The sequence below is a fragment of the Geodermatophilus sp. SYSU D00663 genome (genome assembly GCF_054050655.1).
This window is the reverse complement of the sequence record NZ_JBJGZT010000005.1, coordinates 104227-123943: the sequence shown is the minus strand read 5'-3', so window position 1 is coordinate 123943 and position 19717 is coordinate 104227. Positions and strand designations below refer to the sequence as shown.

17 protein-coding genes are annotated in these 19717 nt (G+C 75.8%); 9 read left to right on the top strand and 8 right to left on the bottom strand.

The annotated features are described in order from the left end of the window. The first annotated feature begins 156 nt into the window (after nucleotides 1–156). On the top strand, nucleotides 157–2160 hold the full coding sequence (locus ACI79Z_RS05710; RefSeq protein ID WP_456902004.1) for an alpha-amylase family protein: 2004 nt from the start codon (nucleotides 157–159) through the stop codon (nucleotides 2158–2160). A 15-nt stretch (nucleotides 2161–2175) separates the two neighbouring features. Here the strand turns inward: ACI79Z_RS05710 and ACI79Z_RS05705 are convergent, their stop codons facing one another. Then, the gene (locus ACI79Z_RS05705) at nucleotides 2176–2973 is read right to left on the bottom strand and encodes an alpha/beta fold hydrolase (RefSeq protein ID WP_387985105.1); all 798 of its coding nucleotides are present in this window, start codon (nucleotides 2971–2973) and stop codon (nucleotides 2176–2178) included. 65 nt (nucleotides 2974–3038) lie between these two features. On the opposite strand from ACI79Z_RS05705, the gene ACI79Z_RS05700 reads away from it, so the two are divergent. Then, entirely contained in the window at nucleotides 3039–3977 is a 939-nt protein-coding gene (locus ACI79Z_RS05700) for an alpha/beta hydrolase (protein ID WP_387985108.1), read from the top strand. A 260-nt stretch (nucleotides 3978–4237) separates the two neighbouring features. On the opposite strand, the gene ACI79Z_RS05695 is transcribed toward ACI79Z_RS05700, so the two are convergent. Beyond that, complete coding sequence (locus ACI79Z_RS05695) at nucleotides 4238–4837, bottom strand: hypothetical protein (protein WP_456902003.1); 600 nt, start codon at nucleotides 4835–4837, stop codon at nucleotides 4238–4240. After that, nucleotides 4830–6509 (bottom strand): CehA/McbA family metallohydrolase, encoded by a 1680-nt coding sequence (locus ACI79Z_RS05690; RefSeq protein ID WP_456902002.1) that lies wholly within the window; start codon nucleotides 6507–6509, stop codon nucleotides 4830–4832. The genes ACI79Z_RS05695 and ACI79Z_RS05690 overlap by 8 nt, the downstream gene beginning before the upstream one ends. A gap of 162 nt (nucleotides 6510–6671) precedes the next feature. Between ACI79Z_RS05690 and ACI79Z_RS05685 the strand changes: the two genes are divergently transcribed. The 4 genes from ACI79Z_RS05685 to ACI79Z_RS05670 all read left to right on the top strand — a co-directional run bounded on the left by ACI79Z_RS05685 (nucleotide 6672) and on the right by ACI79Z_RS05670 (nucleotide 10176). Further along, nucleotides 6672–7379 (top strand): class I SAM-dependent methyltransferase, encoded by a 708-nt coding sequence (locus ACI79Z_RS05685; protein ID WP_387985114.1) that lies wholly within the window; start codon nucleotides 6672–6674, stop codon nucleotides 7377–7379. Between the two features lie 101 nt (nucleotides 7380–7480). Further along, a complete protein-coding gene (locus tag ACI79Z_RS05680; RefSeq protein WP_387985117.1) occupies nucleotides 7481–8467 on the top strand; it encodes an asparaginase in 987 nt (328 codons plus the stop codon). Nucleotides 8468–8535: 68 nt separating this feature from the next. Further along, entirely contained in the window at nucleotides 8536–9417 is an 882-nt protein-coding gene (locus tag ACI79Z_RS05675) for a polysaccharide deacetylase family protein (protein ID WP_456902001.1), read from the top strand. Nucleotides 9418–9483: 66 nt separating this feature from the next. Further along, a complete protein-coding gene (locus ACI79Z_RS05670; RefSeq protein WP_387985121.1) occupies nucleotides 9484–10176 on the top strand; it encodes a hypothetical protein in 693 nt (230 codons plus the stop codon). Nucleotides 10177–10209: 33 nt separating this feature from the next. Here the strand turns inward: ACI79Z_RS05670 and amaB are convergent, their stop codons facing one another. The 3 genes from amaB to ACI79Z_RS05655 form a co-directional block, all read right to left on the bottom strand. After that, entirely contained in the window at nucleotides 10210–11739 is a 1530-nt protein-coding gene (gene amaB, locus ACI79Z_RS05665; RefSeq protein ID WP_387985123.1) for an L-piperidine-6-carboxylate dehydrogenase, read from the bottom strand. 134 nt (nucleotides 11740–11873) lie between these two features. Continuing rightward, the gene (locus tag ACI79Z_RS05660) at nucleotides 11874–13031 is read right to left on the bottom strand and encodes an NAD(P)/FAD-dependent oxidoreductase (RefSeq protein ID WP_387985125.1); all 1158 of its coding nucleotides are present in this window, start codon (nucleotides 13029–13031) and stop codon (nucleotides 11874–11876) included. 85 nt (nucleotides 13032–13116) lie between these two features. Beyond that, the gene (locus tag ACI79Z_RS05655; protein ID WP_387985127.1) at nucleotides 13117–13953 is read right to left on the bottom strand and encodes an HpcH/HpaI aldolase/citrate lyase family protein; all 837 of its coding nucleotides are present in this window, start codon (nucleotides 13951–13953) and stop codon (nucleotides 13117–13119) included. 133 nt (nucleotides 13954–14086) lie between these two features. Here ACI79Z_RS05655 and ACI79Z_RS05650 point away from each other — a divergent pair, with 133 nt between their 5' ends. From ACI79Z_RS05650 to ACI79Z_RS05640, 3 genes are all read left to right on the top strand, one after another. Further along, complete coding sequence (locus tag ACI79Z_RS05650) at nucleotides 14087–14686, top strand: TetR/AcrR family transcriptional regulator (RefSeq protein ID WP_387985129.1); 600 nt, start codon at nucleotides 14087–14089, stop codon at nucleotides 14684–14686. 6 nt (nucleotides 14687–14692) lie between these two features. Beyond that, nucleotides 14693–16876 (top strand): MMPL family transporter, encoded by a 2184-nt coding sequence (locus tag ACI79Z_RS05645; RefSeq protein ID WP_456902000.1) that lies wholly within the window; start codon nucleotides 14693–14695, stop codon nucleotides 16874–16876. Nucleotides 16877–16956: 80 nt separating this feature from the next. Further along, complete coding sequence (locus ACI79Z_RS05640; RefSeq protein WP_456901999.1) at nucleotides 16957–17802, top strand: PhzF family phenazine biosynthesis protein; 846 nt, start codon at nucleotides 16957–16959, stop codon at nucleotides 17800–17802. A gap of 6 nt (nucleotides 17803–17808) precedes the next feature. Here the strand turns inward: ACI79Z_RS05640 and ACI79Z_RS05635 are convergent, their stop codons facing one another. Both ACI79Z_RS05635 and gdhA read right to left on the bottom strand, forming a co-directional pair. After that, nucleotides 17809–18204, bottom strand: a complete 396-nt coding sequence (locus ACI79Z_RS05635; protein ID WP_456901998.1) for a VOC family protein — start codon at nucleotides 18202–18204, stop codon at nucleotides 17809–17811. Nucleotides 18205–18314: 110 nt separating this feature from the next. Beyond that, on the bottom strand, nucleotides 18315–19664 hold the full coding sequence (gene gdhA / locus ACI79Z_RS05630) for an NADP-specific glutamate dehydrogenase (protein ID WP_387985139.1): 1350 nt from the start codon (nucleotides 19662–19664) through the stop codon (nucleotides 18315–18317). Nucleotides 19665–19717: the final 53 nt, after the last annotated feature.

Below are 19717 nucleotides of genomic sequence, written 5' to 3'. Positions count from 1 at the left end.
GGCGCCGACGGCCGTCCGTCGGGCAGTCACGGAGCGGGGGGAGGGAGGAGATCACGGGCGCCAGTCTGGCGTCGCCGGCGGCGCACGGTCGACCCGCCCCCCCTCCGCCCGGGTCGCCCGGGTGCACGTGCGGCCCGGACACGCTACGCAGGGTCCATGAGCGCGGGGGCCGGGCAGCCAGGAGCCGAGCAGCCGGGAGCCGAACAGCTGCGGGCCGGGGCCCGGCGGGCGTGGGCGGCGCTGCGGCCGCGGCTCGCCGACGAGGCGGTCGCCGTCCTGGGCGAGGCGGAGGCGGACGCCTTCCTGGCCCGGGCCGACCTGGCGCTGCACGACGTCCACGAGCCGCTGGCCGTCCTGTACGGGGACGCCGCCGACGACCTGTTCGCCCGCGGGCTGCGCGCCGCGCTGGCCGCGGCGGCCGAGCGCCCGGAGCCGCTGCGGCGGATCGACCGGCGGCGGGAGATCGACCCGGCGTGGTTCCAGCGGGCCCGGGTGCAGGGCTACGTCTGCTACGTCGACCGGTTCTGCGGCACCCTCGCCGAGCTGCCCGGCCGGCTCGGCCACCTCGCCGAGCTGGGCACCACCTACCTGCACCTGATGCCGCTGCTGCGCCCGCGCGAGGGCGAGAACGACGGTGGCTACGCGGTGGCCGACTACCGCGCGGTCGACCCGCGGCTGGGCACCATGGCCGACCTCGAGGCGGTCGCGGCCGCGCTGCACGAGCGGGAGATGGCGCTGTGCATCGACCTCGTGCTCAACCACACCGCCCGCGAGCACCCCTGGGCGCAGGGCTGGCTGGCCGGCGACCCCGCGTACGCCGGCTTCTACACCGCCTTCCCCGACCGGGAGATGCCCGACGCCTACGACGCGACGATCCCGGAGGTCTTCCCCGACCGGGCCCCCGGCTCGTTCAGCTGGGTGCCCGAGGCGCTCGGCGGCGCCGGCGGCTGGGTGTGGACGACGTTCTGGCCGTACCAGTGGGACCTCGACTACACCAACCCCGAGGTGACGCTGGCGATGGCCGGTGAGATCGCCTGGCTGGCCAACCGCGGCGTCGACGTCTTCCGGATGGACGCCGTCCCGTTCATGTGGAAGCGGCTGGGCACCAGCTGCCAGAACCAGCCCGAGGGGCACACCCTCCTGCAGCTGCTGCACGCGCTGACCCGGCTGGCCGCTCCCGGCGTGGTGTTCAAGGCGGAGGCGATCGTCTCCCCCGACGACCTGGTGGCCTACCTCGGCGGCCACGACCGCTACCGGCCCGAGTGCGAGCTGGCCTACCACAACTCGCTCATGGTGCTGCTGTGGAGCAGCCTGGCCACCCAGGACGTCCGGCTGGCCCGGCAGGCGCTGCGCCGGATGCGGCCGATCCCGCCCACGACCACCTGGTGCACCTACGTGCGCGGCCACGACGACATCGGCTGGGCGGTCACCGACGAGGACGCCGCCGCCGTGGGCCTCGACGGGTTCGCCCACCGCCGGTTCCTCAACGACTTCTACGCCGGCCGCTTCCCCGGCTCCTTCGCCCGCGGCGCGCTGTTCCAGGAGAACCCGGTCACCGGCGACGCGCGGATCTCCGGGTCGGCGGCGTCGCTGTGCGGCATCGAGGACGCCCTCGACCGCGACGACCCGGTCGCCCTCGACGCCGGGGTGCGCCGGCTGCTGCTCCTGTACTCGGTCGCCTACGCCTTCGGCGGGGTCCCGCTGCTCTACATGGGCGACGAGCTGGCGCTGCGCAACGACAGCTCCTACCTCGCCGAGCCCGAGCGGGCGCCGGACAACCGCTGGATGCACCGCCCGCCGATGGACTGGGCGGCCGCGGCCCGCCGCGGCGACCCGACCACGCTGGAGGGCCGGGTGTGGGCCGGGATCCGCCGGCTCGGGGAGGTGCGCCGGTCGCTGCTGGCGCTGCGCGGCGGGGTGGAGTCGACGGTGGTCGACGTCGGCAACGACGCGGTGCTGGTCTGGCGGCGGCGGCACCCGCGCGGCGGCACGTTCGTCGGGGTGGCCAACTTCTCGCCGCACCCGCAGCGGATCGACGCCGACACCGTCACCGGGTTCGGCACGTTCGCGCAGGTGCACGGCAGCGACGGGCCCCTGCCCGTCCGCGACGGCCTGCTGCTGGTCCCCGGCCTCGGCTCCGCCTGGTTCGCCGAGCCCTGACCGGTGCGGACCACCTCACCCGCGGAGGAAGTCCGCGACCAGCGGCGCCAGGACCTCGGGAGCGACGACGTGGCCGGAGGCGGGGAGCACCCGCAGCGCGCCCGCCGGGAGGAGGTCCGCCAGCCGCCGGGCCACCTCCTGCATGAACGGAGGGCTGTCGCCGCCGACCAGCACGAGCCCGGGCCGCGCCGCGCGGCGGGCGACGTCCTCGGGCACCGCGCCGCCGGTCCGCACCGAGTCGAGCACCGCCAGGTCGTACGCGAGGGTCGGGGCGAGGGCCAGCAGCTCCGCCCACCGCGGCGTCGCCCGCATCGCGTCGACCACCTCGCCGGGCATCCCGGTGCCGCGGCACCACCGGTCCACCGCCTCGTCCCGCTCCCCGGCGGCCAGCAGGTCCAGGATCCCGGCCGCGAAGGTGCGGCTCTCGCCTCGGAACGCGGGGTCGTCGGGGGCGAAGGGCGGGTCGTGGAGGACGAACCGGTCCACCGGCAGCCCCGCCCCGACGGCGCGCAGCACCAGGGCGGCGCCGGAGGAGTGCCCGTAGAGGGACGCGTGCCCGCCCACCGCGTCGACCAGCGCGGTGAGGTCCTCGACCTCCCGTTCGACGGCGTACGGCAGGGTGTCGCCGCTGTCGCCGCGGCCCCGCCGGTCGTAGTCGACCGTCGTGAACCGCTCGCCGAGCGCCCGGGCCGTGGGGCGCATCAGCGCGCGGTCGCACGTCGCGCCGCACACGGTGACCAGCGGCGGCCCGGACCCGCAGACCTCGTAGGCGATGCGGGTGCCGTCCGCCGAGGCGACCGTCTCGTACGTCATGCCGGGGAGACCGGCGGACGGCGCACCACTCATCGGCACCACACGGAGGAGGACACGTGGCACGGATGGACCTGAGGGTTCGGCTGCTGGGCCGGCTGCTCGCGCGGACGTCGATCACGCGGATGGACGGCGAGCGGCTGCGCAGGGCGCAGCAGCGGCGCGTCCCGCACAACCCGGTGACCGACCTGCTGCTCGGCGGCGTGGCACCGGGCGTGCGGCTCACCGACGGGACCGCACGGGGCGAGGCCGGCAAGGTGCCCGTGCGCACGTACCGGCCGGAGTGGGCCACCGGCCCCCTGCCGCTGGTCGTGAACTTCCACGGCGGCGGCTGGACGCTGGGCAACCTCGACTCCGCGGACTGGCTGTGCAGCAGCGTGTCCGCCACCGTCGGCGCCGTCGTCGTCTCGGTCGAGTACCGGCTCGCGCCCGGGCACCGCTGGCCGGCCGCGGCCGAGGACTGCTACGCCGCCCTGACCGACGTCGTGGAGCGGGCCGCCGAGTTCGGCGCCGACCCCGAGCGGGTCGCGGTGATGGGCGACAGCGCGGGCGGCAACCTGGCCGCCGTCGTCTGCCTGATGGCCCGGGAGCGCTCCGGCCCGCGGATCGCCCACCAGGGGCTGGTCTACCCGTCGGTCGACCTGACGATGAGCAGCCCGTCGATCGACGAGAACGCCCACGCGCCGATCCTCACCCGCGCCGACTGCCGCGCCTTCCGCGACCACTACCTCGGCGACGGCGACCCGCACCACCCGCACGCCTCGCCGCTGTTCGCCACCGACCACGCGGGCCTCCCGCCGGCGCTGGTCCAGGTGGCCGAGCACGACCCCATCCGCGACGACGGCGTGCGCTACGCCGCGGTGCTGCGGGACGCGGGCGTGCCCGTCCGGCTGACGGAGTACGTCGGCATGCCGCACGGGTTCCTCGCCTTCCCGCGGCTGTGCCGGTCGGCGCCGCAGGCCCTGGCGGAGCTGTGCGCGGAGCAGGCGGCGGTGTTCAGCCGCTGACCGTGTCGCCCGCCGTCGCGGGGTGCCCGGGCCCGCTCCCCGCACCCACGGCCCTGCCACCACCTGCCGCACGCCCGGGCGGCTGCTCCCGTCACCGCGCACGGTGGGCAGAGCCCATGGCCCCTGTCGGTCCACGGGCCCCGCGGGACCCTCCGGGTGGCAGACCTGGCCACGACCGCGGGACGTGCCGCCGGTCCGGTTTCCCGAGGACGCCGCCGCACCCGGCCGGCGACCGCGGGCCCGCCTCGGGCTCCCGTCCCTCAGTGGTCGCTGCAGCAGTCCCGCTGTCTCGGGGACTCGAACGGGACGACCTCGCCGTCGCCCGACGCGGCCACCGGCAGCACGAGGACGCCGTCGCGGTACTCCGGGCGCACGTGCCCGCGCGTCCGCAGGACCAGGCCCGGGTCGTCGGCGACGCCGACGAGGTCGACCGCCTGCACCGCCGACCGGGTGGTCAGCTCGGCCAGCGGCAGCCGGCCGGGGAGGTCCTCCTGGCCGGGGAAGCGGACCAGCCGGCCGGAGGCCCGCTCCCGGTGCGCGCGGCCGACTGCGACCGCGTGCTCGACGTGCCCGGGGTCCCCGGCCGGCGGGGCGTCCGCGTCCCCGGAGACCACCACCGCGTCCCCGGGGCGGGCCCACGCCGCGACGGCGGCTGCGAGCTCCGCCGAGCGGGGAGCCCGCAGCGAGCCGGCGTGGTGGTTGCCGCCGGCCGACCGCACGACGTGCGTCGCCACCTCGGTGGCGCCGACCCGCCGGCCGAGGTCGAGCAGCCGGTGCTCGACCTCGGCCAGCGCGGCCGGCGAGGTGCCCGTGTCGCCGCAGACGGCGAGCCAGCAGTCGCCGGAGCGGGACTCAGCCAACGGTGACGAACACCGGGTTCGAGTAGAACCACAGGTCGGTCCAGGGGTCGCTGTTGCCGTCGGGGTCCTGCCGCGGCTCGATGCTGCCGGGCGCCGAGAAGTTGCCGTCGGTCCCGCGCAGCCGCAGGTAGAACGGGCGGTCGACCCGCCGGAACACGTGGTTGACCACGACCTGCCCGTTGCCGCGGACCTCGAAGGACTCGACGACGGCGGTCTCCGGCGCCGTCTGGGTGTCCCGGTCCGCCACCGGGCCGGTGATCGGGCCGCTGATCAGGTCGACCCGGCGCAGGACCGGCAGGTCGCCGTGTGCGTTGGGCCGGCGGCGCGGGGTGATCCGGACCTGCACGTGCACATTCTCGCCGGGGCCCACGCGCAGCTGCTCGCCCAGGGTGGCCGGTGCGTCGCCGCCGCCGTCGCCCCGGACGCTGACCTCGAGGGCGTCGACGAGGTCGCCGTGGACGACGAACGCGCGCCCGGCCCGCAGGCCGTCCATGACGGCGCCGTAGTCGCGGCTCGCCGCCCCCACCCACGTCCGCGAGTAGTGGCCGGGGAAGAAGTCACCGCGGCCGACCTGCGGGACGCCGCCGTCCACCGGGTTGCCGTAGCGGCCGTTGGCGGTGAACCACTCGCTGGAGTCCGCACCCGCGGGACGGACGAGCTGGTCGCGGTAGACCGAGTGCGAGTCGGAGTTGGCGGTGATCCACCAGGGCCGGCCCTCCGCCAGCAGCGAGTCCCACACACCGCCGACCTTGGCGGTCATCCAGTCGAAGCCGCCGAAGGTCCGGTAGGACTCGAGGGGGTAGCCGGGGAAGCTGTCGGGCCGGGGGCTGTTGCCGTAGTAGCCGCGCGCCTCGCCCGGGCCCTCCGGCGCCGGGATGCCGGCGGCCTGGTGCCCGGGCGCGCCCTCCATGCCGATCGCGACCCGCGGGTCGGCGTCGCGCCACGCGCGGAGCTCGTGCGGCGAGTCGATGCCGTTGCGGGCGGGGTGGTTGGCGAGGAAGAGCGCGTTGGGGGTGCGGCGGTTCGTCATCTGCTGGCCCAGCCACCGGATGCCGGCCACCGCGCGGTCCTCGGTCGTGTTGCCGAGGGAGCCGTCGAACTGCTGCTCGAACTCCCGCAGGACGGCGACCTCCTCGCTGCTGGGGACGACGAAGACGGTGCCGTGCTCGGCGGCCGGGATGTTCCACTCCAGCCCCTGGAACACCAGCACGTCCCGGTGGGCCGTCCGGGCGGCGCGGATGTCGGGGTTGACCAGGTCGACGCCCAGGCGCGCGTGCGTGGCCGAGCCGTGGTCGGTGACGACCATCCAGTCGACGCCGTTGCGCCGGGCCTGCTCCACCTGCTGGCGGACGGTGTAGAGGCCGTCGGAGCTGTACTGCGTGTGGACGTGGTGGTCCCCGTTGAGCCAGGTGTAGGAGGCGGCGCCGCCGCTGCCCCCGCGCGGGGCGGCCTGGGCGGTCCGGGGCGCGCCGGCCACCGTCGCGCCGGCCGCCAGACCGAGGACCCCGGCCGCCTGCAGGAACCGCCGGCGGGAGAGGTCGCCGGGCGAGAGGTCCCGGTCGGGGACCGAGACGTCGCCGTAGGGCGTCCAGGCGGCGGGCCCGTGCCCGTGGTCGTGCCCGTGGTCGTGGTCGTGGCCGTGGTGGTGGTCGTGGTGGTGCGGACCGGACACGTCTCTCCTCGGGGAGCGGCGACAGGAGGGCCGGCCGCGGGGAGCGGTCCGGCCCCGACCCATCCTCAGGACCGAGGTGACCGACGGGTGGCTCGTCGATGACACACCGTGGTGCCCGGCGTGACGTCTGCGCGACGGGCGTGGGGATGCCAGGGTGGACGGGTGACCGACGTCCAGCACCGCGACGGCCGCCGCACGGCCGCCGTCCGCACCTACCAGGGGCACGGCATCCACGCGGCCCCCGGCGTGCACGAGTACGCCGCGAGCCTGGTCCGGACGCTGCTCCCCGACGGCGGGCGGGTGCTCGAGGTCGGCTCCGGCTGCGGCGCGCTGGCGCTGCGGCTGCGCGACGCCGGGGTCGACGTCGTCCCCACCGACCTCGACCCGCCGCACGAGTGGATCGCCCGGCTCGACCTCGACGACCCGGACTGGACCGACGAGACCCGCGGCCCGTTCGACCTGGTGGTGTGCGTGGAGACGCTGGAGCACGTGGAGAACCCGCGGCAGGTGCTGCGCTCGATCCGGGCCCTGCTGCGCCCCGGCGGCCGGCTGCTGGTGAGCACCCCCAACGTCACGCACCCCCACTCGCGGCTGCTGACCCTGCTGCGCGGGGCGCCCTACATCTTCGGCCCCAGCCACTACCACTCCCCCGGCCACATCACGCTGCTGCCGGACTGGATGCTCACCGAGCACGTGCGGCTGGCCGGGTTCGACCGAATCGAGGTCACCACCGCCGGCGACACCCTCTACACCGGGCCCATGCGGCTGGCCTACCGCGTGGAGATGGCGGTGCTGCGGCTGCTCGGCATCCGGCAGCGGGCCACCTCCGGCGACGGCGTCTGCACGTTCGTCACCGCCACGGCGGTCTAGCGGCCGGGAGCGTGTGCGCCGACGCCGCGTCCCGGCGCACGGAACGCGGCGTCAGCGCACCCCGTCCCGGTCCCCGACACCTGCGTCCGGGAGGTCTCCCCATGTCCCTGGTGACGGTGCTCGCGACCGGCGGCACGATCGCGACCCGCGCCGACGCGAGCGGGGTGTCGACGGCGCAGGACGGCGGGGCCGACCTCGTCGCCCGGCTGGCCGGGGACCTCGGCGTCCGCCTGAGGGTCCGGGACGTGCTGCGGGTCGGTAGCTACCTGATGACGCTCGAGCGCGTGCACGCCGTCGCGTCCGCGGTGGCCGGCGAGCTGGCCGACCCGGAGGTCGACGGGGTCGTCGTCACGCACGGCACGGACACCACCGAGGAGACCGCCTTCCTCCTCGACCTCGTCCACGGCGATCCCCGGCCGGTCGTGCTCACCGGCGCCCAGCGGCCGGCGGACGCCCCCGACAGCGACGGGCCGCGCAACCTCGCCGACGCGGCCACCGTCGCCGCGAGCCCGGCCGCCCGGGACCAGGGCGTCCTGATCGCCTTCGGCGGGCACGTGTTCCCGGCACGGGGCACGCGCAAGGGCCACACGCTGGCGGCCGACACCTTCACCGCGCCGGACGCGGGTCCGCTGGGCTGGGTCCGGGACGGCGCCCTCCTCCTCGAGCGCTCGGCCCGCCGCTCCGCTCCCCTCGACCTCGCCCGCGTCGACCTGTCCGGTGTCCGCGTCGACGTCGTCGCCTGCCACCCCGACGCCGACGCCACCGCGCTGCACGCGTTCGCGGCGGCCGGCGCCCGCGGGATCGTCCTGGAGGCGACGGGCGCCGGCAACGCCAACCCCGTCGTCTGCCGGGCCGTCCGGGAGCTCACCGACGCCGGCGTCGTCGTCGTCACCTCGACGCGGGTGGCGGCCGGCCCGGTCGCCGCCCTCTACGGGAACGGCGGCGGCACCGACCTGCTCGCCGCCGGCGCCCTCCCCGCCGGCCTGCTGCGGCCCTCCCAGGCGCGGGTGCTGCTGGCCGTCCTGCTGGGGCTGGACCGGGACCCGGATGCCGTCCGCGCCGGGTGGCGGGCCCGGACCGCCGGCTGACCGGCACCGGCCGGCAGGAACGACCCCGGCTGCAGGTCGCGGTCCGGGGAACCCGAGAGGAGAGGTGCATGCCCAAGGAGATCCTCTGCGCCTTCGGCGTCGACGTCGACGCGGTGGGCGGCTGGCTGGGGTCCTACGGCGGAGAGGACTCGCCGGACGACATCTCGCGCGGCGTCTTCGCCGGCGAGGTCGGCGTCCCTCGCATGCTCGAGCTCTTCCGCCGCAACGGGATGCCGAGCACGTGGTTCTGGCCGGGCCACTCCATCGAGACGTTCCCGGAGCAGTTCGACGCCTGCGTGGCGGCCGGGCACGAGATCGGCGTCCACGGCTACAGCCACGAGAACCCCATCGCCATGAGCCGCGAGCAGGAGTCCGCGGTGCTCGACCGCTGCATCGAGCTGATCGAGGAGCGCGCCGGCCGCCGTCCCACCGGCTACGTCGCCCCGTGGTGGGAGTTCTCCCCCGTCACCAACGAGCTGCTGCTCGAGCGCGGCATCAAGTACGACCACTCGCTCATGCACCGGGACTTCGAGCCCTACTACGTCCGGGTCGGCGACAGCTGGACGAAGATCGACTACTCCCGGCCGGCCGGCACCTGGATGAAGCCGCTGGTCCGGGGCCGGGAGACCGACCTGATCGAGATCCCGGCGAACTGGTACCTCGACGACCTGCCGCCGATGATGTTCATCAAGGCCAGCCCCAACAGCCACGGCTTCGTCAGCCCCCGCCACCTCGGCGAGATGTGGCAGGACCAGTTCGACTGGGTCCACCGGGAGATGGACTACGCGGTGGTCACCTTCACCGTGCACCCCGACGTGTCCGGCCGGCCGCAGGTGCTCCTCATGCTCGAGCGGCTCATCGAGCACGTCAACGCCCACGAGGGCGTCCGCTGGACGACCTTCGACCAGATCGCCGACGACTTCGCGGCGCGCCGTCCCCGCCGGGACTGACGGCCGGCTCCCCCCAGCTGCCGCCGGCGGGCGCCGAGCGCCCGCCGGCCGAACGGAGGTCCCCAGGTGTGCGGTGCGTGCGGCCCCGGCCCGGCCGAGGACTGGGCCTCCCCCGTCCTCGGCTCCCCCGCGGCGCGGTCGGCGGCGGCCGCGGTGGTCGGGGCCGCCGCTCCCCGCGGCGTCCGCGTGCGGGCGGTGCCCGGCGGGTGGACGGTCGCCCGTCCCACCGGCGGGACCACCGTGGCCGGCACGCTCACCCGGCTGGTCGAGGCCGCCGCGGCCGATCCGGGCGCCGAGGTCGACCTGCCGCCCGCGGCCGGTGCCCACGTGCCGGTGGGCGGGCGCCGTCCGGTGACGCTGGTGCACGGCGACGCGGTCCCCGGCGCGGTGGACACCCGCGACGTGGCCTGGCCGCACCGGGTGACCGGGGCCCGCGCACCCGTCGTGCTGACCGCCCGGGAGCGGCCGGAGGAGGTGCTGGACCTGCTCCTGGCCGACCCCCTCCGCCGCTCCGTCCGGGTCGCCGGCCTCGAGAGCGCCACGCTCGCGGGGTGGCGAGGCCCGGCCGCGCGGCTCCCCGGGGTCCCCGCCGCGGTCCCCCGCGACCGGGTGCCCGCGCTCGCCGCCCTGCTCGCCCTGCGGCTGGCCGGTCGCGGACCGCACGAGCGGACCCGCACCCGGGTGGCGGTCGACGGGACGCCCCTGACGCTCGACGCCCTCGGCCGTCGGGTGCTGGCCCTGCACGCGGGCGAGGGGTGACCCGGGCGACCGGCCCGGGCTCCCCCGCCGCCGTCAGATGGGGAACTCCACCCCCTGCGCGAGCGGCAGCTCACCGGAGAAGTTGATCGTGTTGGTGGCCCGGCGCATGTAGCCCTTCCACGCGTCCGAGCCGGACTCGCGGCCGCCCCCGGTGTGCTTCTCCCCGCCGAACGCGCCGCCGATCTCCGCCCCCGAGGTGCCGATGTTGACGTTGGCGATGCCGCAGTCGGAGCCGTCGGCGGCGAGGAAGCGCTCGGCCTCGGCCTGGTCGGAGGTGAAGATGCTCGACGACAGCCCCTGCGGGACGTCGTTGTTGAGCGCCACCGCCTCCTCCAGCGTGCGGTAGGGGAGCACGTAGAGGATCGGCGCGAACGTCTCCTGCCGGACGATGTCGGTCTGCCCGGGCATCCGGACCAGCGCGGGCTCGGCGTAGTAGGCGTCCGGCGCCTCGTCGGCCAGGCGCCGTCCCCCGCCGGCCAGCACCTCCCCGCCCTGCTGGCGGGCGGCCTCGAGCGCGTCCTGCATGGCCTTGAACGCGGCGTCGTGGATCAGCGGCCCGACCAGCGTGCCCGGCTCCAGCGGCGAGCCGATCGGCAGCCGGCGGTAGGCGGCCGCGACCCGCTCGGTGAGGGCGTCGACGACGTCGACGTGCGCGATGAGCCGGCGCATCGTGGTGCAGCGCTGCCCGGCGGTGCCGGCGGCGGAGAAGACGATCCCGCGGGTGGCGAGGTCGAGGTCGGCCGACGGCGTGACGATCGCGGCGTTGTTGCCGCCGAGCTCGAGCAGCGACCGGCCGAAGCGGTCGGCCACCCGCGGCCCCACGAGCCGGCCCATCCGCGTCGACCCGGTCGCCGACAGCAGCGCCACCCCGGGCGACTCGACCAGCGCCTCGCCGACGTCGGCGCCGCCGAGCACGACCTGGCTCAGCCCCTCCGGCGCGCCGGTCTCCGCGATCGCCCGGTCCAGCAGGGCGGCGGAGGCGAGCGCGGACAGCGGCGCGAGCTCCGAGGGCTTCCAGACGACGGGGTCGCCGCAGACCAGTGCGAGCGCGGTGTTCCACGACCAGACGGCGACGGGGAAGTTGAACGCGCTGATGACGCCGACGACGCCGAGCGGGTGCCAGGTCTCCATGAGCCGGTGGCCGGGGCGCTCGGAGCTGATCGTGCGGCCGTAGAGCTGCCGCGAGAGGCCGACGGCGAACTCGCAGATGTCGATCATCTCCTGGACCTCACCGGCCGCCTCGGAGGTGATCTTCCCGACCTCGACGCTGACCAGCGTGGCGAGGTCGGCCTTGTGCTCGCGCAGCAGCTCGCCGAACCGGCGGACCAGCGCGCCGCGCACCGGCGCCGGGACCGTCCGCCAGGTGCGGAACGCCTCGTCCGCGCGCTCGACGGCGGTCGCGACGTCGGCGGCGGTGTCCCGGCGCAGCGAGGCGACCCGCTGCCCGTTCACCGGGGAGGTCACCGGGAAGTCGCCCGCGATCGCGTCGAGGTCGACGCCGCAGCGGCCCGCGGCGTCGGCCGCCAGGCGCGCGAGGTCCTCGGCGGTGGGCAGGGTGGTCACAGGGCACTCCTCAGGGTGGGTGTGGTCGCCATCGTGCAGTCTCCCGCCGGTGGCCCCGTCCAGAGGCTCGCCGCGAGCTTGCGAGCGGTGAGGGGGACGGGGTCCTTCATCGAGCGGTGGGGGCAGAGGGGTCCTCACACGATGTTCAGTTCCGGGCGGACGCCGGCGCCGGCGAACCGGCGGACGTCCAGCCCGGAGACGTCGACGAACGGCTGCGCGCCGACGTACAGGTCACGCACCACCTCCCCGACCGCCGGTCCCATGAGGAACCCGTGGCCGGAGAAGCCGGTGGCGTACAGGAACCCCTCGACGTCGGCGGCGCGGCCGATGAGGGCGTTGTGGTCCGGCGTCATCTCGTACAGGCCCGCCCACCCGCCGGCGACGCCGACGCCGGCCAGCGCGGGCGCCCGCCGCTCGATCGCCGCGCCCAGCCGGGGCAACCAGGCGTCGGAGCGGGTGAGCCGGAAGCCGGGGGTCTCGTCGGGATCGGACATGCCCAGGAGCAGGCCCTCGCCCTCCCGGTGGAAGTAGAACGAGGTGCCGAAGTCGATGGTGAACGGCGTGTGCGGGTCCAGGCCGGGCACCGGCTCGGTGACCAGGATCTGCCGGCGCAGCGGGCTCACCGGCAGGTCGACGCCGGCCCACGCGCCGACCTGCGCCGACCACGGGCCGGCCGCGCAGACCACGGCCCCGGTCCCGATCGCGCCCGCCGCGGTCTCGACGGCGGCGACGCGCCCGTCGCGGACGTCGATGCCGGTCGCCGGGCAGTGCGGCAGCACGGTGACCCCGGCCCGCCGCGCGGCGGAGGCGTAGCCGAGCACGACCGACTCGGGCGTGCAGTGCCCGTCGGTGGGCGACCACGCGGCGGCCAGCAGCCCGTCCGGGTCGACCATCGGGGACAGCCGCACCGCCTCGGCGACGTCGACCATCCGGCTGGGCACGCCGAGGTCGTTCTGCAGCGCCACCGCCGCCTCGAAGTCCGCGACGGCCGCGGCGTCGTCGAGGAGGAACAGGTAGCCGACCGGGGCGAAGTCGATCTCCTGCCCGAAGCGGGCCGGGAAGTCGCGGAAGGTCTCCAGGCTGCGGGCGCCGAGGGCGACGTTCACCGGGTCGGAGAACATCGCCCGGACTCCCCCGGCGGCCCGGCACGTCGAGCCCGACCCGAGGGCGTCCCGCTCGAGCAGGACGACGTCCTGGACCCCGGCCAGGGCGAGCTCGTACGCCGTGGCCAGCCCGACGACCCCGCCGCCGATGACGACGACCGAGGCCGAGCGGGGCAACTGCCGGGTCATGGGACCTCCTGCTCAGGACGGGACGGAGCCCCATCCTGGGCCCTGGCGGCCCCCCGCACCACGACCCGGCCGCCGCGGAACCCGATCAGGCGGGCCGGACCCCGAACGTCTCGGCCAGCCGCTGGATCTTGCGCGCCCGGCCGAGCCGGGGCAGGTCGCTGCCGTCGCGGATGACCTGGCCGCGGGCCTCGAAGTCGGCGAGGAAGTCCAGCGCCCACGCGACGTCCGACGGCGCGGGGCTGATCACCTCGTTGATCACCGGTGCCTGCTCGGGGTCCAGGCACAGCTTGCCGGTGAGGCCGAGGGTCACGGTGACCGCCGACTGCTCGCGCAGCACCGGGTGGCTGGTGCTCACCGTGGGGCCGTCGATCGGGCCGGGCAGGCCGCCGATCCGGCTGGCCACGACCAGCCGGGAACGCGGGTAGGCCATCGCCAGCTCGTCGGCGCTGGTGCCGGTGTCACGGCGGTAGTCGCCGCTGCCGAAGGCGAGCCGGAAGGCGCCGCGGGCGCGGGCGATGGTCACCGCCTCCTCGATGCCCAGCGCCGACTCCACCAGCGCGAGCACCGGCGTCGAGCCGCCCAGCCGGTCGAAGGTCTCGGTGACGTGCTCGCCGGCCTCGGTCTTGGCCAGCATCACGCCGGCGAGCCCGGGCAGGCCGGCCAGGGCGGCGACGTCGTCCTCCCAGAACGGCGTCGAGTGGTCGTTGATCCGCACCCAGGTCGACCGGTCGCCGTCCCGCAGCCAGTCCACGACGCCGGCGCGGGCCTCGTCCTTGCGGGCCGGGTCGACGGCGTCCTCGATGTCGAGCACCACCTGGTCCGCGCGCGAGGCGTACCGCTCCGCGAACAGTTCCGGGCGGGCGCCGTTGACGAGGAGCCACGAGCGCGCGTCCGCCGGGCCGACCCTCCTGCGTGTCGTCATGACGTCATCCTCGCCCGGCGCGCGCGGAGACCCGGGAGCGACTCCCGCCCAGCGGGATGCTGTGAGCGACCCCACGCCGACCGGATCGGGCGGTCACCCGACCGGATCGGTCGGTCGGCCGTAGCCTGGGACCGTGGCCCGCCCGTTCCGGCAGCAGATCGACGAGGGGATCCTCGACCGCGCCGCCGCCCTCTTCGCCCGGCGCGGCTACGCCAAGACGTCGGTCCAGGACGTCGCCGACGCCGTGGGCCTGTCCAAGGCCGGGCTGCTGCACCACTACCCCAGCAAGGACGCGTTGCACGAGGCCGTGCTCGCGCAGGCGGAGACGCTCGGCAAGCGGGTGCTCGACCAGGTGGCACACCTGCCGCTGGGCCCGGCGCGGGACCGCCGCGCCGTCGAGGTGCTCGTCGACGTCGCCCTGGCCCACCCCGGCGTCGTCGCGCTGCTCCTGGCGCCGGCCACGCAGGGCGAGCCCGGCGCCGAGGGGGCCCTCACCGAGGGGGCCGGCGCGATGGCGCTGGCCGCCTTCGGCGTCGACCCGGAGACCGCCGAGCCCGAGCGGTGCGTCCGGGTCGTCGGTGCCCTCGGCGCGCTCGCCGTCCTCACCCTGGCCGCCCGCCAGGCGGACCTGACCCCGGCGTGGCGGCCGTACGTCGTCGCGACCTGCTTCGACGCGCTCGGCCACCGCCGTCCGCGCGCGACCCCTTCCCACCCCACCCAGGCGGAGGCCTGATCGTCCATGGCAGTCCTGTTGTCCCGTCTCGGGACCTCCTCCGCGCGGCACCGGTTCGCCGTCCTCGCCGTGTGGCTGCTGGTCCTCGTGGCCGGCGGCGTCGGCGCGGTCACCCTCTCCGGGCCGACGTCGACCAGCTTCTCCATCCCCGGCCAGGAGTCCACGACCGCGCTGGAGCGGATCGGCGAGGAGTTCGGCGCGGGGGCCGGCGGCGTGTCCGCGCGGGTCGTCGTCGCCGCGCCCGAGGGCGCCACGCTGACCACGCCGGAGAACGCCGCCGCGGTCACCGGGCTGGCCGGCACGCTGGGGCAGCTGCCCGGCGTCGTGTCCGCGACCGATCCCCTGGACCCGGCCGCGCCGTCGGTCAACCCGCAGCAGACGGTCGGCTACAGCACCGTCACGTACGACGCCGAGGCCGGTGGGGTCACCCCCGAGGAGCAGGACGCGCTGCGCGACGCCGTCGCCGACGCCCGCGACACCGGGCTGACCGTCGAGGTCACCGGCCAGGCGCTGGAGGAGGTGCCGGCCGTCGGCGGCCCGGCCGAGGTCCTCGGCGTCGTCGTCGCGCTGGTCGTCCTGGCCGTCACCTACGGCGCGCTCGCCGTGGCCGGCATGAACCTGCTGACGGCGCTCGTCGGCGTGGGCGTCGGCGTCCTGGGCATCACCATCGCCACCGGCTTCGTCGACCTGTCCTCGACCACGCCGATCCTCGCCGCGATGCTCGGCCTGGCCGTCGGCATCGACTACACGCTGTTCATCGTCACCCGGCACCGGCAGGAGCTGCTGCGGGGCGCCGACGTCCACCGGTCCATCGGGCTGGCCGTCGGCACCGCCGGCTCCGCGGTGGTCACCGCCGGGCTCACCGTCGTCATCGCGCTGGCCGGGCTGTTCGTCGCCGGCATCCCGTTCCTGACCCAGATGGGTCTGGCCGCGGCCGCGACGATCGTCGTCGCCGTGCTGGTGGCGCTCACGCTGGTGCCGGCGGTGCTCGCCCTGCTCGGGCACCGGGTGCTGCCGCGCAGGAGCCGCGCCGCGGCGACCGCCGGGACCGCCGTGCCGGCCCGCGGGCGGGGCTTCCTCGGCGGCTGGGTCGGCACCGTCACCCGGTTCCGCACGGCCTCGCTGCTGCTCGCGATCGTGGGCCTCGGCGTGATCGCGATCCCGGTCGCGTCCATGCAGACCACGCTCATCCAGACGCCGGCCGAGGGGACCTCCGCCGCCCGCGCCGACGCGCTGCTGGCCGAGGGCTTCGGCGAGGGCTTCAACGGCCCGATCACCGTCCTGTTCGAGGGCGAGCGGGCCGCGGAGGCCGCGGGGCAGGCCGCGGGCGCGGTCAGCGGCCTCGACGACGTCGCGCTGGTCGCGCCGCCGGTGCCCAACGCCGACGACACCGCCGCGCTGCTCACCGTGGTCCCCGGGTCGGGCCCGACCACGCAGGCCACCGAGCAGCTCGTCGCCGACCTGCGCGCGCAGCTGGCCGACCTCGACGGCGTCGACGCCCACGTCACCGGCGCGACGGCGGTCAGCGTCGACGTCGCGCAGAGCCTGGACGAGGCGCTGCCGAAGTACCTGCTGCTCGTCGTCGGGCTGGCGCTGGTGCTGCTCGTGCTGGTCTTCCGGTCGCTGCTGGTGCCGCTGGTCGGCGTCCTGGGCTTCCTGCTGACCATCGGCGCCTCGCTCGGCGCGACCGTGGCGGTGTTCCAGTGGGGCTGGCTGGCCGACGTGGTCAACCTGGACACCACCGGCCCGCTGCTGAGCCTCACGCCGATCCTGGTCATCGGCATCCTGTTCGGCCTGGCGATGGACTACCAGGTGTTCCTGGTGTCGCGGATGCACGAGGCGCACAGCCACGGCACCCCGCCGCTGGAGGCGATCCGCACCGGGTTCCGGCAGGCCGCGCCGGTCGTCGTCGCCGCGGCGCTGATCATGTTCAGCGTGTTCGCCGGGTTCGTCCCGGCCGGCGAGGCGACGATCAAGTCGATCGCCTTCGCGCTGGCCATCGGGATCCTGGTCGACGCGTTCGTCGTCCGGATGGTGCTGGTGCCCGCCGCGCTGGCGCTGCTCGGGAAGGCCGCCTGGTGGCTGCCCCGCTGGCTGCGCTGGCTGCCGGTGCTCGACGTCGAGGGCGCCGCGCTGGAGCGGCACCCCGAACCCGCGCGCGAGCCGGCGCTGGCCGGCGACCCGCGCTGATCCACGACGTCCACGGCCCGTCTCCCCTCCCGGGGAGGCGGGCCGTGCGGTGTCATGGCGGGGTGGTGGACACGAGCCCGGTGAACCGTCCCGAGGTCCTGCGGTACGTCGCGTTCAGCGACGACCCGTCCGGCGGCAACCCCGCCGGGGTCGTGCTGGACGCGACCGGCCTGACCGACGACGAGATGCTGGCGATCGCCGCCGACGTCGGGTTCTCCGAGACGGCGTTCCTGCTCCCCCACGCCGACGGCCTGGACGCCCGGTACTTCAGCTCGCTCGCCGAGGTGAGCTTCTGCGGCCACGCCACGATCGCCACCGCCGTCGCGCACGCCGAGCGCGCCGGCGCGGGGACGCTGCACCTGCGCACCGCGGCCGGCGAGGTGCCGGTGCGGACCGGGCGCGGCGCCGACGGCGCCTGGACGGCGACGCTCACCAGCGTCCCGCCGCGGACCGCGCCGCTGACCGACGGCGACCTGCGCGACCTGCTGGCGCTGTTGCGGCTGACCCCGGGCGACCTCGACCCCGCCCTGCCGCCGCGGGTGGCCTACGCCGGCGCGTGGCACCCGGTGCTGGCCCTCGCCTCCCGCGAGCGGCTGGCCGTCCTCGACTACGACGTGCCCGGGCTCGGCCGGCTGATGGCCGACCGCGGCTGGACGACGGTCGCGCTGGTGTGGCGCCAGGACGCGACCACCTTCTCCGCGCGCAACCCGTTCCCGCCCGGCGGCGTCGTCGAGGACCCGGCCACCGGCGCGGCCGCGGCGGCGCTCGGCGGGTACCTCCGGGAGGGCGGGCACGTGGCGGTGCCCGCCCGGCTCACCGTGCTGCAGGGCGCGGACATGGGGCGGCCGAGCACGCTGTCGGTGCACGTGCCGGCCGGGAGCGGCGGCATCGAGGTCAGCGGCACGGCCGTCCCGATCCCGGGGTGACCCGCGTCAGGCCCGGCTGTCCTCCTGGTCGATGCACAGGACGTTGCCCTCGCTGTCCTTGAACCAGGCGGCGCGGCCCATGCCGGGGATCGAGGCGATCTCCCCGCTCCACTCGACGCCGGGCATGTCCTCGTACGTCTCGAAGGCGACCCCGCGGGACTTGAGCTCCTTCACCTGGGCCTCGACGTCGTCGACGTGGAACTGGGCGATGGTGTGCCCGGCCTGCCCGGCGTAGTCGGTCCGGTAGACGCCGAAGCGGGTCCCCCCGGCGGTCTCGTACTCCAGGACCTCACCCATGAGCTCGCGCACCGGGGTGAGGCCCAGCTTGTCGGCGTAGAAGGCGCGCGCCCGGTCGATGTCGCTCGCCGGGATGTTCGCCGCGACGCGGCTGTCGTCCAGCATGACCGGCTCCCGAGGGGTGGGACGGGTCCCCCGTGCTGACGTCCGCGGACGCTAGACCCGGCCGGTACCGGGGGGCAACGGAGACCGGGCCGTCACCCTCCCGCGCCGCCTCAGACCAGGCCGTGCGCGTGGACGGCCTCGGCCACCTGCAGGAAGCCGGCCACGTTCGCGCCGAGGACCAGGTCGCCCGGGGAGCCGTACTCCTCGGCGGTGGCGTGGCACCGCTCGTGGATGCCGCGCATGATCTCCTCCAGCCGGGCCTCGGTGTGCTCGAAGGTCCAGCGGTCGCGCGAGGCGTTCTGCTGCATCTCCAGCGCGGAGGTGGCCACTCCCCCGGCGTTGGCGGCCTTGCCGGGCGCGAACGCGACCCCGGCCTCGCGGAACACCCGGACCGCGTCGGGCGTGGCCGGCATGTTGGCCCCCTCGACGACGTAGCGGCAGCCGCTGCGGGCGAGGACGGCGGCGGCGTCGCCGTCGAGCTCGTTCTGCGTCGCGCTGGGGATCGCGACGTCGCAGGGCACGTCCCAGACGCTGCCGCCGGCCACGAACGACGCCGAGCCGACCCGCTCGGCGTACTCGCCGATCCGGGCCCGCTCGACCTCCTTGACCTGCTTGAGGACCTCGAGGTCGATGCCCTTCTCGTCGACGACGTAGCCGCTGGAGTCCGAGCAGGCGACGACGGTGCCCCCGAGCTGGTGCACCTTCTCGATCGCGTAGACGGCGACGTTGCCCGACCCGCTGACGGTGACGCGCCGGCCGTCGAACGACTCCCCGGCCGTCTCCATCATCGCCTCGGCGAAGAAGGCCGCCCCGTAGCCGGTGGCCTCGGTGCGGACCAGCGCGCCGCCCCAGCCCAGGCCCTTGCCGGTGATGACCCCGGACTCGTAGCGGTTGGTGATCCGCTTGTACTGGCCGAACAGGTAGCCGATCTCCCGGGAGCCCACGCCGATGTCCCCGGCGGGCACGTCGGTGTACTCGCCGAGGTGCCGGTAGAGCTCCGTCATGAACGACTGGCAGAAGCGCATGACCTCGGCGTCCGACCGGCCCTTGGGGTCGAAGTCCGAGCCGCCCTTGCCGCCGCCGATGGGCATGCCGGTGAGCGCGTTCTTGAACACCTGCTCGAAGCCCAGGAACTTGACGATCCCGAGGTTGACCGACGGGTGGAAGCGCAGCCCGCCCTTGTAGGGACCCAGGGCCGAGTTGAACTCGACGCGGAACCCCCGGTTGATCTGGACCTCGCCCGAGTCGTCCTGCCAGGGCACCCGGAAGATGACCTGCCGCTCGGGCTCGCAGATGCGCTCGACGGTCTTCATCTCGGTGTACTCGCCGTGCCGGCTGAGCACCACGGCGAGCGACTCGAGCACCTCGCGGACCGCCTGGTGGAACTCCGGCTCCGCGGGGTTGCGGCGCAGCACCTCCTCGTGGATGCGCTCGACCACCGGCGGGAGGCTGTCGGCCACGGGGATCCCTCCACTCCTCGGCCGGACCCGTTCCGGATCCGCGGTGCGGTCAT